Here is a 16,195-nt window from a genome sequence, read left to right as displayed (position 1 = left end):
GAACTCAGGGGTGAAAGTACGTTTGGTTTTCTTGTTCATTAAGTCACCTGTTTTGTGTTGAGGTGAGAATATCACCTTTAATCAGGTGGCCAAATTTACTGTGCCACTACACAGAGCCAATATATTTATAGCTATGTGGGTGGCTCATCGCTGACGGCATGTATGCGTAACAGAGCATCTGTATCATCCGTTTGACGTTTTCGTCGGCGATCCTGCCAGCTATTCGGACATCTTGTGAAACCCAAAGGCAGCGGCTGACGAAGCTTATCCGGTATCCTCTCGCAACAAAGGTACATGTACCATCTACTTTTTGGGCGGCCATTGTCGACAGATTCTTAAGTAGAACAGCTAAGTTTAGATTTAGGAAAAAGTTGTTAAAATCAAGCAAATACTTATCATCATCACTTGATTTCGTAAACGCAAAACTACGATACTATTAACAAATTCTTCTATGCATTCTTACCGAATGTTGGCGGTAGCGTGCTTAATCACTCGGATTTAGTATGAAAAAAAATTCTTTAAATGTGATTTTGGATACTGTTTTCTCGGCGAAAAGCATCAATGGTGAGAAATCTCATTCTTTTATATCGTATAAATTAGTTAAAGCTGTAGAAAATTTAAGTGGATATGACTTGGATCTTTTCCTCAATCGTGCGATAAACCATCCTAACTTCCCTAGCAATATGGATTTTTCCTTACGAACAGTTTTTACAATTGAACAATCTAACACTATTGAATTTAAAAATTTCATTTCAGAATTGGTGTGGTACAAGCATATTTTCATACGATATAAAAAACACCTTAATGATATATTATCGGCAAAGGCAAGACTTGAGAAGTTAGTTCTTTTCGCAACAGGTAGTGAATGTATAAAATATTTAGATGAAATAGAAAGCTCTTATGGAGTTAGTTTTTGGAGCATTGATGCTCGTCTCTTAATAAATAAAGTTTTGCTTAACGAAAGCAATGGGTTATATGTTAAATCAATTCTATCTAAAACCCACTATAAACTTACAGAGTTTATGTTACAGCAGCTATTATTTAAGCATCAAGTACATAACTTTGATGATTTTTCAAAGAACCTTATAAAAATACTAGATGATATGCGCACCACTCAAGATAATGGGTATGCTAGAAATTTAGCTGATGGTATTTCATCCTTTTTAATACCTTTAGAGTTTGATAAAAATATAGATCTCAAAAATAGAACCTTAGCACCATTTACCAACCTTCCTTTAATAGATCAATTTATCATATTCCAGAGAACTATAAGCGATTTACAACTTCATGGAAATGGTTTAAGAAATAGCGAGTTAAGCTTAATTGCAGAAATTAACAGCTTTATTAAAAATAACTATCTCAACAATATTTTAGATGGAAGAGAGCGTAATATAGAGAATATTGATGAACACTATAAAAGTGTTATTCGACGTTATACTATAGGTGATTATACTGGGTGTATTTCAGAAATAAATTCAGTTCGAACGCAGAAGACAATTTTGCCATTAATTGAAATATATGCAAAATCCCATGTGTATCTTGATAAGAAAATTTCAGACTCATGCATATTCAATAAATTAACAAACTGGCTTATAGCAATTATAAAATGCGACAGACGCGCTGGAAAATACATCGATGAATTTGAACTTTTAGCATCTAAGATATATTTCAATTCAAATTCATCCTCTCTATTCTTCACATTATATAATTTAATAAGTGATAACCATAATAAATTAAACATATCTCGTATAAATCTAACCAAAAATGGTTCCTTTGTAACATCCCTTCATTTGAATATAACAATCAAGGAACTATGGACTGAACTTGGAATAAAAGAGAATGAGATACCAAAATATCGATTATTTAAATTCAAAGACCTAGCAAATCTATCCTTTGATGAAATCAAAAAACACTACGAAGTATACAATGATAATGTAATAATTCGCTCTGAATATTTAAAAGATTATACTAACTTTTTATTAGAAAATGAAAAGTATGAATTATGCATCCAATTTATAGCTGAAAACTGCATCGGCAACCCCGCAAATTATTACTACTTCCCAATCCGAAAAATAATTGATTTTGTAAAAGACAATATTTTTGACTATGCAAGCGTGGCCTTATCTATATTGATAGATATTTTTGTCAAAAGCACATCAAACACTTCAAATGAGCTTCTTCTCGAAAGTTATGAGAGTTTAGTAGATATTTCAAATATTAATAGGCCATCTACCCATTATTGCTCTAAGCAATTAACTCCATTAGAGCACTATTTCCTTAAGTTTATCTGTATACCTTCCGTGATGGATTCAGACCCTTCATTCACAGGCACGGACGACTTGAAGAAGGAAAGAATTGCTATTATAGATCTATTATTAAAAGAACACGATGATGCAGATTTATTGAAAGAGAAAGACGAAATTATAGATGAAATATCATTCGAAGAAATAAAAACAAAATATGAGACAGGAAAAATATTTGTTGATATAGAAAATTTAAAACGGGCAAAGCTTGAAAGATACAGATATTATTTTGATGCACTTAAGGATTCGCTTATTCTCGGACTAGAACCACCTGAAGACTTTGCTTTAATTACAGACGATGGGAATATCACAGCCATTCCATCTGGCGATACAAACTCTATAATCCATGAACTTCTAAAAGAACTAATCTCCGATTTTGTTAAAAATGAAAATTACGGTCTTGATAAATATTTGAGTGCAGATATACGGCATGGTGTTTTTGAAAATCAACTCAGATCAAGTGCTGAAAAATCGCAATTAATAACTGATATGGATGGTACTGGACAGTATTCGAAAAGCAATTTAATTATTGAGACATATCCATTAATTAACCCTATTATAAATAACGAAATAGGGACAGCAATAGCTGATTTCTCTTATCACTTTGACATTGAATTGGCTAAAGCCAATTCCTGGTTCAATGTCAAGACAATGCTCATAAGTGAATCACAGCAAGGTATGATTGATTTCCTCATTTCTGTTGATATGTTTAATTCATTTAAAGCAGCAGTTTCAAATCAAGCATCTTTTGAGAAGTTTTTTGACGCTTGTATTAACTTCATGTGGGAAAGAACGTTCAGATGTTTGAATGATATTAAAGAGCGATTGCATTACGAATTTAAGAGGAATATTTTAGATTTAATTGCCACTCTTAGGCATCAAATTGATATCTATAGAAGACGTAGTTCCATGAGAGAAATCCAGGAGAAAATTGACCTCTTGGCCGAAAGCATTAATAAAGAAATTGCAACAGTCTGCGATTGGTTAAATGTACTTGAGTATAACGAGGAGAAAATATATAAAATATCATCCGTGATGCAGGCATGTAGGAAAACTTTTTTTAATATACACCATTGTTCTGATGATGCTATCGTTTTTGATTCAATGTATCATGATGATGAACCAAAATTATCTTATAAAGAAGCCAAGCCTCTAATCACATCAATAATAACAGCGTTAAACAATGCTATGGCCTATGGTAATAAAAAAATCTTTATCAGTATTAAGCCTGAAGAAAAGTCATGGAAAATAACCATCAGAAATTTGATAATTGAGACAAAGAACAGAACTACCAACCAAATTTTACAAGAGATTGATGATAAAATAAAACGAGGGGATAATAGTCTAAATATAAAAGAAGGCGGAGCTGGAATATATAAAATATATGATTTATTATGTTCATTACCGCAAAGATTTAATGTGAATCATTGCATCCAAAATAACGAATTCATTTTAAATATTGAGATAAAGAAATGAAAATTCTTCTTGTTGAGGATATTGAATATAAGCGTGATAAGGTGATCGGTTTACTAGAGTCTATTTCTGCCGATGTATCAGTCGATGTAGCTAAATCTTATGTTTCGGCAGTAAATTCCGCAACCAGTAAAACTTATGATCTTATAATATTAGATATGAGCCTTCCCACTTACGATAAGGGGCCTAATGAAAATGGAGGTCGCTTCAGAGTGTACGGAGGGAAAGATATTATTCGCAAGTTAATGAGAGGAAAAGAGCATCCAGTAGTTGTGGTTTTAACACAACATACAACTTTTGGTGAAATTGGTGAGCAAAAAAATACTGACACTCTATCACAAGAGTTGAATGCTTTAATGGGATCAAAATTTATAGGTATTGTAAAATATGACTCAACTAAACCTCAATGGAAAGATGAAATAAAAAAAGTCGTACAGGATTTGTTATGATTAAAATATTAATAGTTGATGACAATAAATCTAGAATTGAAAAGCTAAAATCTAGCTTAACTGAACTCATCACAAAAAACATGATAAGGATTGATGAGAAATATACAAGTGACGCCGCAAAAATCGCGCTCAAGTTAAATCAATATGATTATTTAATTCTTGATGTCTTTTTACCTAAAAAAGATAACTATAGCCCAGATGAAAGAAATGGATTAGGTCTTTTAAAACAAATAAATTCAGATTCTAAATTTTACTCTCCAAAAAAAATAGTTGGCATAACTGCATATCTGAATGATATATCCAGATATGAATCCGAATTCAGAGAATATGCTTCAATTATATTCGAGGCTCGACGTAATGATACTGGATGGCTTGAATCACTCAAAAAAATCATTGAAAAGGATGTTGAATCTCAAGTAAGTTATAATCTCAATGAAAAAGATAGTGTTTTAATAACAGTACACGGTATAAGAACCTACGCACCTTGGCAAAATACCATAGAAGAAAAAATAACCAATATATCAAATAAATTTAACTATATAAAATTCAATTATGGTTTTCTAAATATTCTTTGTTTTTTATTCCCTCCGACTAGACATCTATTTGCAAGAAAAATAATCCAAGACATACGAATTACAGTGGAATCAAATAAGAATAAAAGAATTTATATTATTTGTCATAGTTTTGGTACCTACCTTGTATATTGTGCCTTAAGTAAACTGACACATACGGATGCAAAAATTGAATGTTTAATTTTTTCTGGTAGCGTATTAAAACGTACTACCTCATTGAAAACATTAAAGCAACATTGTAATGCAATAATAAATGACTGTGCTGTAAGTGATTATATTTTATTACTATGTAAAATGTTAGTCATTGGCTTGGGCGATGCAGGCAGAAAAGGGTTTATTGAGCCAAATGATGGTGTTTTCATTAACCGCTATTTTAAAGGAGGACATTCAACTTACTTCGAAGATAAAGATTTCATAGAAGTGAACTGGCTTCCTTTAATTTTTGACAATAAAAATATCGCGTCACGAGATGAAAGAAAAAATCATATTTTTTCCGATGTCACCAATGCTTTGCAAAATATAATTGAATATTTAAAAATACCAATATGGTTATTTTTTTCTTTTTTATTGATAGCACTGGTATTATAATATCACTGCACATTAAAAATCATATTGGAGCTTCCCTCATAAAGCTCCAATATAAAACACCATCATTTCAATAGTACCTGCAGCTAATTAAAACTAGTCAACCGAAAACATTAATCACTTTAAACTTTAGTATGCACTTATACTTTCTTAATAATAGAAAAACACTTACAAATAAATTAATCATGTCAATCTCCGTAACTACAACCTCGGAAAGTATGTAAACAGGAATCATTACTGAAAAAAACACGATTTCAGCAGAATTCTAGAAATATCCTGTGCTGCTGCCGATACCAACTTTCGTATATACTACCCTTCACGTTCCTTCTCGTTTTTATAAAACTATTCATTTATAACTATCAATAGGCATCATAACCAATGTAAGTGTAAGTACTGGTGAACGAGTGTCAATGGAGTTAAAAGTATCACTTCATCCTGCTAAATATAAGTTATCCTACGTTTTAATATACTAGAACTCAAAATTAGAATGGTTTGTTAATATTAATAGATTTACCATTGATATCTTTTGACACCTTAAAAAAATCTATACCTTTTATCCACTGACATAACTGTTGTAGTGTTTCCATTGCCTGTTCTAACTCATTTTTTTCAATTCTAACGCCCCCATGATGGCTACAGGAATTTAATAATTCCTGAGCTAGAGTGATGTCATTCTTCAGCTTATTAGGCAGACCGAGAAAATTAATCACCCTCGACAAACTCCCAAGCATTAACTTTTGATAGTCTTCTTCAAATTCCTTTTCAGCCCTAATATTTACTAACATCAAAACATACTCAAGATAACGCCGTGCTGTATTTCCCTTTTCTTGTAACGCATCTCTATCATACTCTTTAATATCACTCAATTCCTGTAGTAGAAAATCAAACTTAGCTATTGCCAAGTTAAGATTGATGTTATGCATTAGCAATTCGGATGCATGATTGCTAACAGGTACACGATTTGGTGGACGTATCATTATAGCCGTCGTGTAACAATTTATATTTGGTATCTGTATAAATTCCTCACCGGAACGCGTAACACGTTGAACTTCTACCATATAGTGGCCAAATTTATCAATCTCATATGACCGACAACGAGCAGAATATAATTTATTTAGCTTTTTCCTGTCTTGATAATATGATTTTATTAATACAAAAAATGCTCTTTCGTGCTCAATAATTAAAATAGTCTCTATTGAAGCATGGTACAACCATCCGTTATTCCATGTTAATTCAAGCTGTCTATTTCCATCTTTAAAATCAATTTTAGTTATACGATCCCAACTTCCTCTATCAATAAAATCGACAATATTGCGCCCAAATCCTTGATAGTTATTTTTAACAATGTGCAATAGTACTGCCTTTATTTTATCCCAATCATGAATTTCTTTTTCATATTCACCATTTAATATATTCGTTAAATCACTGTGAAAATTTTCATATGTCATAAGTATCTCTTTTTAGATAAAATTGGATTTCGACAAGTAGACGTTGATAACAACAAGACTGGTTAGATAATTTAATCATTGATGCAACGTTTAGCGTTGAATCAATTGACATCATTACCAATTCTTCCAATGCAATCAGCATACCACTGCATCATCTCCCTCCGCCCTTCCAGATACAAAGCATGGTTGTACGTCCCACGAATCGCATTCTTATCGACATGCGCAAGCTGGGTTTCAATCCATGCCGTATTGAACCCTTCCTCGTGCAAAATCGTACTCATCGTGTGACGGAAACCATGCCCCGTTACCTTCCCCGTATACCCAATCCGTTTGAATACCTGATTCATACTCGCTTCACTCATCGTCTTGCGGGGATCATTTCGCCCTGGGAATACCAGTGGATATTGCCCAGATATCACCTTGAGTTGTTGTACGATTTCCAGCGCTTGGGTAGATAGGGGGACAAGGTGAGGCCGTTTCATCTTCATACGCTCTGCAGGTATTTCCCACACTGCTTTTTCAAGATCAAACTCACTCCAGAAAGCACCTCGTAGCTCGCCAGTACGAACTCCTGTAAGGATCAGCAGACGAGCGGCAAGAACAACTAACGGGCTTCCTGTGTAGCCTGCGAGAGCTTTAAAGAAGTCTGGTAACTCCTCAACAGTAAGGAAGGGATAATGCTTCGATTCATGCCCTGACATTGCGCTGGTTAGATCCGCTGCAGGATTGTATTCCGCACGACCGGTAACGATGGCGTAACGAAAGACTTCACTGCAACGCTGGCGAACCTTCTTGGCCTTCTCTGTCGCGCCACGGCTTTCCATTCGACGTAGCACATTCAGCAGAACCAAAGGCTTGATGTCATTCACCGGCAGTTGGCCAATATAAGGGAAAATATCTTTATTGAAGGCTTCGATAATGTCGGAGGCATAACCTTCTGACCACCGGCTCACCTTCGTTCCGTGCCATTCAAGTGCCACAGCCTGAAACGTATTATTGAGCTGCACATCGCGAACCAACTTTTCTTCTTTCTTGGCAAACGATGGGTCGATACCTTCGGCCAGCTTTTTCTTGGCTTCATCACGCAGTGCCCTCGCTTGTGCAAGGGACACTGCCGGATAGACACCAAAAGCCATACGTTTCTCTTTTCCATTGAAGCGATATTTCATCCGCCAGTATCGAGAACCAGAAGGAACAACTTCAAGATACAAGCCTGCACCATCTGCTAGCTTGTAGGCTTTCTCTCTGGGTTTAGCAGCATCTACCTGTCGAGCATTAAGCTTCATTGGGGGCATCTCCCTGGACCGAACACAGAATGCCCCCACTTATGCCCCCAACTGCGACTTGATTTCGGTTGAGTCCAGTTGATAACAGGAGATAAGATACGGGCCAGAAACCGCAGTATACGGGCTTTTAGTTGATTTCGGTAGACTTGGGAAGAGTTTGAAATGGTGCCGATAATAGGAGTCGAACCTACGACCTTCGCATTACGAATGCGCTGCTCTACCAACTGAGCTATATCGGCCCTGAAAGGACATGATTCACGAACGTGAATCACGGTGGACAAGGTTAAAACTAACCGGGCGATGCGTCAATGGCCTTGTGAATCAAATGGCTACTTTTGCATCACCCGGTTTTATTTACGCACGAATGGTGTAATCACCAATGCCGATCCACTTGTAAGTGGTCAGTGCTTCCAGGCCCATCGGGCCACGCGCGTGGAGTTTTTGTGTGCTTACCGCCACTTCCGCTCCCAGACCAAACTGGCCGCCATCGGTAAAACGCGTAGAGGCGTTAACGTAAACAGCGGATGAATCTACTTCATTAACAAAACGCTGGGCGTTGCGCATATCGCGGGTCAGGATCGCATCGGAGTGTTGCGTGCCGTGTTCACGAATATGGGCGATAGCATCGTCAAGATCGCTGACGATTTTGACGTTCAAGTCTAATGACAGGAACTCATCGTCATACTCTTCGGCTTTAACAGCCACCACCTTCGCGGGGCCTGCCTGCAATTGCGCCAGCGCAGCAGCATCTGCGTGTAACGTCACGCCACTTTCCGCCATTTGCTTGCTTAATGCGGGCAGGAAGCTATCTGCGATGTTTTTATTTACCAGCAACGTTTCTACCGTATTACACGTGCTCGGGCGCTGAGTTTTCGCGTTGACAATCACTTTCAATGCTTCAGCGATCTCTGCACTTTCATCAACGTAAATATGGCATACGCCTATACCACCTGTGATTACCGGAATCGTCGACTGCTCGCGGCACAGTTTATGCAACCCAGCCCCGCCGCGTGGAATCAGCATGTCGATGTATTTATCCATACGCAGCATTTCACTGACCAGCGCGCGGTCAGGATTATCAATCGCCTGTACTGCGCCTGCCGGTAAATCGCAGGATTTCAGGGCGTCCTGAATCACCGCCACCGTTGCAGCGTTAGTGCGACAGGTTTCTTTGCCACCACGCAGGATCACTGCGTTACCGGTTTTCAGGCACAGCGAAGCGACATCTACTGTCACGTTCGGGCGAGCTTCATAAATCACGCCAATCACCCCCAGCGGTACGCGACGACGCTCCAGACGCAGACCGCTGTCCAGCACACCACCATCAATCACCTGCCCCACCGGATCGGCGAGGTTGCACACCTGGCGCACATCATCGGCAATGCCTTTCAGCCGTGCGGGCGTCAGTGCCAGACGGTCAAGCATCGCTTCGCTAAGGCCATTGGCACGCGCGTCAGCAACATCCTGGGCGTTAGCGTTGAGGATGATTTCGCTTTGTGCTTCCAGTTCATCGGCGATTTTTTCCAGCACGCGATTTTTTTCGCGGCTGGAGAGTTGCGCTAATTTATAAGAGGCTTGCTTCGCGGCAATGCCCATTTGTTCCAGCATCAGCCTGCTCCTTAACGGGTAATCATGTCATCACGGTGAACGGCAACCGGGCCGTATTCATATCCCAGTATTGCATCAATTTCTTGCGAGTGGTGTCCGGCAATACGGCGTAATGCATCGCTGTTGTAACGACTGACACCGTGGGCGATATCGCGACCTTCGAGGTTGCAAATGCGGATGACTTCACCACGCGAGAAATTGCCAGTCACGCTTTTAATCCCTTTCGGCAACAGGGAGCTGCCGCGTTCAAGAATGGCGGCAGTTGCCCCTTCATCTACCGTGATTTCACCCGCCGGCGGCGCACCGAAAATCCAGCGTTTACGGTTTTCAAGCGGAGTCGCCTGGGCATGGAACAGCGTACCCACGGAAATGCCTTCCATCACATCACCAATAACGCCCGGCTTGCTGCCCGCGGCAATAATGGTGTCGATACCCGCACGGCAAGCCACGTCCGCGGCCTGCAATTTGGTACTCATGCCGCCAGTTCCGAGGCCTGAAACGCTGTCACCGGCAATCGCGCGCAGTGCGTCATCAATGCCGTAAACATCTTTAATCAGTTCTGCCTGCGGATTGCTGCGCGGGTCAGCGGTGTACAAACCTTTTTGATCGGTCAGCAGCAACAGTTTATCGGCACCCGCCAGAATCGCCGCCAGCGCAGAAAGGTTATCGTTATCACCGACCTTAATCTCTGCAGTAGCGACAGCATCGTTCTCATTGATTACCGGAACGATATTGTTATCGAGCAACGCACGCAAGGTGTCGCGGGCGTTCAGGAAGCGTTCACGGTCTTCCATATCAGCACGGGTCAGCAGCATTTGCCCGACGTGAATGCCATAAATAGAAAACAGCTGTTCCCATAGTTGAATCAGTCGACTCTGCCCTACCGCCGCCAGCAGTTGTTTCGAGGCGATAGTCGCTGGCAGTTCCGGGTAACCCAGGTGCTCACGTCCGGCGGCGATCGCGCCCGACGTCACAATAACAATCCGATGCCCGGCGGCATGTAACTGCGCGCACTGGCGAACAAGTTCAACGATATGGGCACGGTTCAGACGGCGCGATCCGCCTGTTAGCACACTGGTGCCGAGTTTTACCACCAGCGTCTGGCTGTCACTCATGATTCTCTGCCATTCAATTTTAGGGAAAATGATATCAAACGAACGTTTTAGCAGGACTGTCGCCGGTTGCCAACCATCTGCAAGCAAAGCATGGCGTTTTGTTGCGCGGGATCAGCAAGCGTAGCGGCAGTTGTTTACGCTTTTATTACAGATTTAATAAATTACCACATTTTAAGAATATCATTAATCTGTAATATATCTTTAACAATCTCAGGTTAAAAACTTTCCTGTTTTCAACGGGGCTCTCCCGCTGAATATTCGCGCGTTAATTAAAATCAGGAATGAAAATGAAAAAGAGCACTCTGGCATTAGTGGTGATGGGCATTGTGGCATCGGCATCCGTACAGGCCGCAGAAATATATAACAAAGACGGTAATAAACTGGATATCTATGGCAAAGTTAAAGCCATGCATTATATGAGCGATAATGACAGTAAAGATGGCGACCAAAGTTATATCCGTTTTGGTTTTAAAGGCGAAACACAAATTAACGATCAACTGACGGGTTATGGTCGGTGGGAAGCAGAGTTTGCCGGTAATAAAGCGGAGAGTGATACTGCACAGCAAAAAACGCGTCTCGCTTTTGCCGGGTTGAAATATAAAGATTTGGGTTCTTTCGATTATGGTCGTAACCTGGGCGCGCTGTATGACGTGGAAGCCTGGACCGATATGTTCCCGGAATTTGGTGGCGACTCCTCCGCACAGACCGACAACTTTATGACCAAACGTGCCAGCGGTCTGGCGACGTATAGGAACACCGACTTCTTCGGCGTTATCGATGGTCTGAACTTAACCCTGCAATATCAAGGGAAAAACGAAAACCGCGATGTTAAAAAGCAAAACGGCGATGGCTTCGGCACATCATTGACATATGACTTTGGTGGCAGCGATTTCGCCATCAGTGGAGCCTATACCAACTCTGATCGCACCAACGAGCAGAACCTGCAAAGCCGTGGCACAGGCAAGCGTGCAGAAGCATGGGCAACAGGTCTGAAATACGATGCCAATAATATTTATCTGGCAACTTTCTATTCTGAAACACGCAAAATGACGCCAATAACTGGCGGCTTTGCCAATAAGACACAGAACTTTGAAGCGGTCGCCCAATACCAGTTTGACTTTGGTCTGCGTCCGTCGCTGGGTTATGTCTTATCGAAAGGGAAAGATATTGAAGGCATCGGTGATGAAGATCTGGTCAATTATATCGATGTTGGTGCTACGTATTATTTCAACAAAAATATGTCGGCATTTGTTGATTATAAAATAAACCAACTGGATAGCGATAATAAGCTGAACATCAATAATGATGATATTGTCGCGGTTGGCATGACCTATCAGTTTTAATGGATATTGCCGGATGTGATGCATCCGGCACATTTCACTCACGCCGTTAACTTCACCGGCTCATCACGAAAATCATCCGCCGGTTCCAGCTTCAGATTCAGTGTCGTCAGCAGTTCACGCAGCTTCTCATGAAACTCACGCAGGGTATGTTCCAGTCGCTCAACCACTTCGGCATCTTTTACCGGAACGTTCTTCCAGTCGCCTGCTTTATCGAACAGACCAAACTGGTAACTGTAGGTAAAACGGGATTCCTGCGCTTCCAGTTCCATCCACCAGCCCCAGAACTCACGCACTTCCGGTGCCGGTTTCACGTTGACGCATACAGCCAGACAATCGAAAAAGAATCGATTATCTTCGCACTTACCTTCACGAATATACGGGCCTAGTGCGGTAAATTTTTTGATCAATCTGCTCTTCGGGTGTCCACTCGGTAACGTCATTGCAATCTCCTGTTGTGATGCAACTGTTTTACCAAATTGGTAAAATTTAGCAAATTTTTAACACAATCGTTTTTCGATCCAGTCGGTGATTTCCTGAAGACCTTTGTCAAAATTCCGATACACCGGGTTAAATGGGATCTCTAACAATTTACCGTCAGCAGATGATGAGGTGATTAAGCGTGAGTCCTCTTCCGGGCTGAACGGATCGTTCTTCCAGTAGCCTGATAACATTGGCGTTGGGCAGCGACGTCCCAGCAATCCTTGCACTTTTAATGAATAGCGATTCAGCTCCACGCGCAACGCTTCGTCGGAAGCATCATGCATCCCCAAACGGCTCGCCAGAACGTCAAGATACATTTCCGGCACCTGTTGCTGGCACTTAAAATCACTCAACAGGGTATGAACTACCGGACCAAGACAGGCAACCGCTTTCAGACGCGGCGATTCAAGGTATGCCAGACGCACGGCAACGTTAGCGCCGAAACGGAAACCAAAGGCCGCGACGCGAGTGTGATCTACCCACGGTACGTTAGGCAGCGCCTTTAAGACGTGCTGATGCAACAGGCTGGAGTCCTGGGTGAGCTTCCATTTTGAAGAAAAGCCCACCGACGGCATATCAATAGTCAGCATCGCAATGCCGCGCGGCGCAAAATAACGTTCATACAGGCTGTAATAGTCCGTCTGCATCGCATCCAGACCACCACACATTAATACTGTCGGGAACGGGCCATCACCTTTCGGCATATGCAAAAAGCCGGTGATGGGCGCACCGCCGGGTACGGTAAACTCCATCTGCCGCATCGTGCCCGGCAGACGCTGAGCGGCCTCTTCATAGGCGCGGTTTGACAAAGCCTGCGCTTGCTCGGCCAGGTCATCTCCTTTCAGATGAGGATAGGCAGCAATGTTGTACAACGTAGCCGCATGCAGCCAGTGTCGACCGCTGAGTTGCGGATCTTCTTCCGCACAGGCTTTTTGTTGCCACACCATCGCCTGGGTAGCCCACTCATAAATCCAGTTGCCGCCGCGGTAGCCAATCACCGTATCGTATAAATCATCGTCGGTACGTTCGGCATCGCTCATCACAATACGCGCCTGGACGTCGAGGATTTCACGTGGGTCAATGCCGCGCCAGATCCACATCAGACGGTTAATCATGCGATACCAGTGAGGGATGGTTTTACCATCAAGGGCCGACTGCACAGGCGGTTGTGCGCCGTGATTAAAGCGGCGGACTAGCGTCGAGGTTTCAGGATGTTTAAAGCGGGGTTTGAACAGGGTTTCGCTCAGGTTTGCCTGTGTCATGGATGCAGCCTCCAGAATACTTACTGGAAACTATTGTAACCCGCCTGAAGTTAAAAAGAACAACGCCCGGCAGTGCCAGGCGTTGAAAAGATTAGCGACCGGAGATTGGCGGGACGAATACGACGCCCATATCCCACGGCTGTTCAATCCAGGTATCTTGCGGGATATCAACAACATAGTCATCAACCAGCGGACGACCAGCCGGTTTTGCGAAGATGGTGACAAAGTGCGCTTTTGGATACATTTCACGAATCGCAACCGCAGTACCACCGGTATCCACCAGGTCATCAATAACGATGAAGCCTTCGCCATCGCCTTCTGCGCGTTTCAGCACTTTAAGCTCGCGCTGGTTGTCGTGATCGTAGCTGGAAATACAAACGGTATCGACATGACGAATACCCAGTTCACGCGCCAGTAACGCACCCGGTACCAGACCGCCACGGCTTACGGCAATAATGCCTTTCCATTGTTCAGAAGGCATCAGTCGGCTTGCGAGTTTACGTGCATGGATCTGCAACATGTCCCAGGTGACGATGTATTTTTCGCTCATGTGAAGTGTCCCAGCCTGTTTATCTACGGCTTAAAAAGTGTTCGAGGGGAAAATAGGTTGCGCGAGATTATAGAGATCTGGCGCACTAAAAACCAGTATTTCACATGAGTCCGCGTCTTTTTACGCACTGCCTCTCCCTGACGCGGGATAAAGTGGTATTCTCAAACATATCTCGCAAGCCTGTCTTGTGTTGACAACATTTTCTGCTAACCCTGTGACCTGCAATACTGTTTTGCGGGTGATCGACAAGGAGACTTAACGTGTCTGAACTGTCTCAATTATCTCCACAGCCGCTGTGGGATATTTTTGCCAAAATCTGTTCTATTCCTCACCCGTCCTATCATGAAGAGCAACTCGCTGAATACATTGTTGGTTGGGCAAAAGAGAAAGGTTTCCATGTCGAACGCGATCAGGTGGGTAATATCCTGATTCGTAAACCTGCCACCGCAGGTATGGAAAATCGTAAACCGGTCGTCTTGCAGGCCCACCTCGATATGGTGCCGCAGAAAAATAACGACACCGTGCATGACTTCACGAAAGATCCTATCCAGCCTTATATTGATGGCGAATGGGTTAAAGCGCGCGGCACCACGCTGGGTGCGGATAACGGCATTGGTATGGCCTCTGCACTGGCGGTTCTGGCTGACGAAAACGTGGTTCACGGCCCGCTGGAAGTGCTGCTGACCATGACCGAAGAAGCCGGTATGGACGGTGCTTTTGGCTTACAGAGCAACTGGTTGCAGGCTGATATTCTGATTAACACCGACTCCGAAGAAGAAGGTGAAATCTACATGGGTTGTGCGGGGGGTATCGACTTCACCTCCAACCTGCATTTAGATCGTGAAGCGGTTCCAGCTGGTTTTGAAACCTTCAAGTTAACCTTAAAAGGTCTGAAAGGCGGTCACTCCGGCGGTGAAATCCACGTTGGCCTGGGTAATGCCAACAAACTGCTGGTGCGCTTCCTGGCGGGTCATGCGGAGGAGCTGGACCTGCGCCTTATCGATTTCAACGGTGGCACACTGCGTAACGCCATCCCGCGTGAAGCCTTTGCGACGATTGCTGTCGCAGCTGATAAAGTCGACGCCCTGAAATCTCTGGTGAATACCTATCAGGAGATCCTGAAAAACGAACTGGCAGAAAAAGAGAAGAATCTGGCATTGCTGCTGGACTCTGTTGCGAACGATAAAGCTGCCCTGATTGCGAAATCTCGCGATACCTTTATTCGTCTGCTGAACGCCACCCCGAACGGTGTGATCCGCAACTCCGACGTGGCAAAAGGTGTGGTCGAAACCTCCCTGAACGTCGGTGTGGTGACCATGACTGACAATAACGTAGAAATTCACTGCCTGATCCGTTCTCTGATCGACAGCGGTAAAGACTACGTGGTGAGCATGCTGGATTCGCTGGGTAAACTGGCTGGCGCGAAAACCGAAGCGAAAGGCGCATATCCTGGCTGGCAGCCGGACGCTAATTCTCCGGTGATGCATCTGGTACGTGAAACCTATCAGCGTCTGTTCAACAAGACGCCGAACATCCAGATTATCCACGCGGGCCTGGAATGTGGTCTGTTCAAAAAACCGTATCCGGAAATGGACATGGTTTCTATCGGGCCAACAATCACCGGTCCACACTCTCCGGATGAGCAAGTTCACATCGAAAGCGTAGGCCATTACTGGACACTGCTGACTGAACTGCTGAAAGAAATTCCGGCGAAGTAATTA

12 protein-coding genes and 1 tRNA gene are annotated in these 16,195 nt (G+C 42.6%); 5 read left to right on the top strand and 8 right to left on the bottom strand.

The annotated features are described in order from the left end of the window. The first annotated feature begins 503 nt into the window (after positions 1–503). From ACJHWR_RS21290 to ACJHWR_RS21280, 3 genes are read left to right on the top strand one after another with little or no spacing between them, the layout of a single operon-like run. Positions 504–3,779, top strand: coding sequence for a hypothetical protein (locus tag ACJHWR_RS21290; RefSeq protein ID WP_000742272.1), 3,276 nt, complete (start codon positions 504–506; stop codon positions 3,777–3,779). After that, the gene (locus ACJHWR_RS21285; protein WP_000698455.1) at positions 3,776–4,225 is read left to right on the top strand and encodes a response regulator; all 450 of its coding nucleotides are present in this window, start codon (positions 3,776–3,778) and stop codon (positions 4,223–4,225) included. Before ACJHWR_RS21290 ends, ACJHWR_RS21285 begins: the two co-directional genes overlap by 4 nt. Beyond that, entirely contained in the window at positions 4,222–5,385 is a 1,164-nt protein-coding gene (locus tag ACJHWR_RS21280; RefSeq protein WP_000590615.1) for an alpha/beta hydrolase, read from the top strand. Before ACJHWR_RS21285 ends, ACJHWR_RS21280 begins: the two co-directional genes overlap by 4 nt. Before the next feature lie 479 nt (positions 5,386–5,864). Here ACJHWR_RS21280 and ACJHWR_RS21275 read toward each other — a convergent pair whose 3' ends face one another. The 5 genes from ACJHWR_RS21275 to proB all read right to left on the bottom strand — a co-directional run bounded on the left by ACJHWR_RS21275 (position 5,865) and on the right by proB (position 10,839). Beyond that, positions 5,865–6,830, bottom strand: a complete 966-nt coding sequence (locus ACJHWR_RS21275; protein WP_000220589.1) for a hypothetical protein — start codon at positions 6,828–6,830, stop codon at positions 5,865–5,867. Between the two features lie 101 nt (positions 6,831–6,931). Beyond that, on the bottom strand, positions 6,932–8,116 hold the full coding sequence (locus ACJHWR_RS21270) for a tyrosine-type recombinase/integrase (protein WP_000772657.1): 1,185 nt from the start codon (positions 8,114–8,116) through the stop codon (positions 6,932–6,934). 163 nt (positions 8,117–8,279) lie between these two features. Further along, a tRNA-Thr gene (locus ACJHWR_RS21265) sits at positions 8,280–8,355 on the bottom strand. A gap of 115 nt (positions 8,356–8,470) precedes the next feature. Beyond that, complete coding sequence (proA, locus tag ACJHWR_RS21260) at positions 8,471–9,724, bottom strand: glutamate-5-semialdehyde dehydrogenase (RefSeq protein ID WP_000893265.1); 1,254 nt, start codon at positions 9,722–9,724, stop codon at positions 8,471–8,473. Between the two features lie 11 nt (positions 9,725–9,735). After that, a complete protein-coding gene (gene proB, locus ACJHWR_RS21255) occupies positions 9,736–10,839 on the bottom strand; it encodes a glutamate 5-kinase (RefSeq protein ID WP_001285288.1) in 1,104 nt (367 codons plus the stop codon). Between the two features lie 287 nt (positions 10,840–11,126). On the opposite strand from proB, the gene phoE reads away from it, so the two are divergent. After that, complete coding sequence (phoE, locus tag ACJHWR_RS21250; RefSeq protein ID WP_012311723.1) at positions 11,127–12,182, top strand: phosphoporin PhoE; 1,056 nt, start codon at positions 11,127–11,129, stop codon at positions 12,180–12,182. Between the two features lie 38 nt (positions 12,183–12,220). Here the strand turns inward: phoE and crl are convergent, their stop codons facing one another. The 3 genes from crl to gpt all read right to left on the bottom strand — a co-directional run bounded on the left by crl (position 12,221) and on the right by gpt (position 14,474). Further along, complete coding sequence (crl, locus tag ACJHWR_RS21245) at positions 12,221–12,622, bottom strand: sigma factor-binding protein Crl (protein WP_000174675.1); 402 nt, start codon at positions 12,620–12,622, stop codon at positions 12,221–12,223. 57 nt (positions 12,623–12,679) lie between these two features. After that, complete coding sequence (frsA, locus tag ACJHWR_RS21240; RefSeq protein WP_000189541.1) at positions 12,680–13,924, bottom strand: esterase FrsA; 1,245 nt, start codon at positions 13,922–13,924, stop codon at positions 12,680–12,682. Positions 13,925–14,015: 91 nt separating this feature from the next. Then, positions 14,016–14,474: a xanthine phosphoribosyltransferase gene (gpt, locus tag ACJHWR_RS21235; RefSeq protein WP_001291990.1), complete on the bottom strand. Its 459-nt coding sequence runs from the start codon at positions 14,472–14,474 to the stop codon at positions 14,016–14,018. A gap of 260 nt (positions 14,475–14,734) precedes the next feature. Between gpt and pepD the strand changes: the two genes are divergently transcribed. Continuing rightward, positions 14,735–16,192: a cytosol nonspecific dipeptidase gene (gene pepD / locus ACJHWR_RS21230; protein ID WP_001293009.1), complete on the top strand. Its 1,458-nt coding sequence runs from the start codon at positions 14,735–14,737 to the stop codon at positions 16,190–16,192. Positions 16,193–16,195 lie beyond the last annotated feature (3 nt).

Origin of the sequence: Escherichia sp. WS568, from assembly GCF_046486085.1 — a bacterium.
Lineage (GTDB): Bacteria > Pseudomonadota > Gammaproteobacteria > Enterobacterales > Enterobacteriaceae > Escherichia > Escherichia coli.
The sequence above is the reverse complement of the archived record's forward strand: the minus strand, read 5'-3'. Positions and strand labels throughout refer to the sequence as shown.

What these genes read in the sequence shown, in the direction of transcription:
- ACJHWR_RS21270 (WP_000772657.1), bottom strand. Translation starts at nt 8,116, where the DNA reads ATGAAGCTTAATGCTCGACAGGTAGATGCTGCTAAACCCAGAGAGAAA.
- proB (WP_001285288.1), bottom strand. Translation starts at nt 10,839, where the DNA reads ATGAGTGACAGCCAGACGCTGGTGGTAAAACTCGGCACCAGTGTGCTA.
- ACJHWR_RS21290 (WP_000742272.1), top strand. Translation starts at nt 504, where the DNA reads ATGAAAAAAAATTCTTTAAATGTGATTTTGGATACTGTTTTCTCGGCG.
- crl (WP_000174675.1), bottom strand. Translation starts at nt 12,622, where the DNA reads ATGACGTTACCGAGTGGACACCCGAAGAGCAGATTGATCAAAAAATTT.
- gpt (WP_001291990.1), bottom strand. Translation starts at nt 14,474, where the DNA reads ATGAGCGAAAAATACATCGTCACCTGGGACATGTTGCAGATCCATGCA.
- ACJHWR_RS21280 (WP_000590615.1), top strand. Translation starts at nt 4,222, where the DNA reads ATGATTAAAATATTAATAGTTGATGACAATAAATCTAGAATTGAAAAG.
- ACJHWR_RS21285 (WP_000698455.1), top strand. Translation starts at nt 3,776, where the DNA reads ATGAAAATTCTTCTTGTTGAGGATATTGAATATAAGCGTGATAAGGTG.
- frsA (WP_000189541.1), bottom strand. Translation starts at nt 13,924, where the DNA reads ATGACACAGGCAAACCTGAGCGAAACCCTGTTCAAACCCCGCTTTAAA.
- ACJHWR_RS21275 (WP_000220589.1), bottom strand. Translation starts at nt 6,830, where the DNA reads ATGACATATGAAAATTTTCACAGTGATTTAACGAATATATTAAATGGT.
- phoE (WP_012311723.1), top strand. Translation starts at nt 11,127, where the DNA reads ATGAAAAAGAGCACTCTGGCATTAGTGGTGATGGGCATTGTGGCATCG.
- proA (WP_000893265.1), bottom strand. Translation starts at nt 9,724, where the DNA reads ATGCTGGAACAAATGGGCATTGCCGCGAAGCAAGCCTCTTATAAATTA.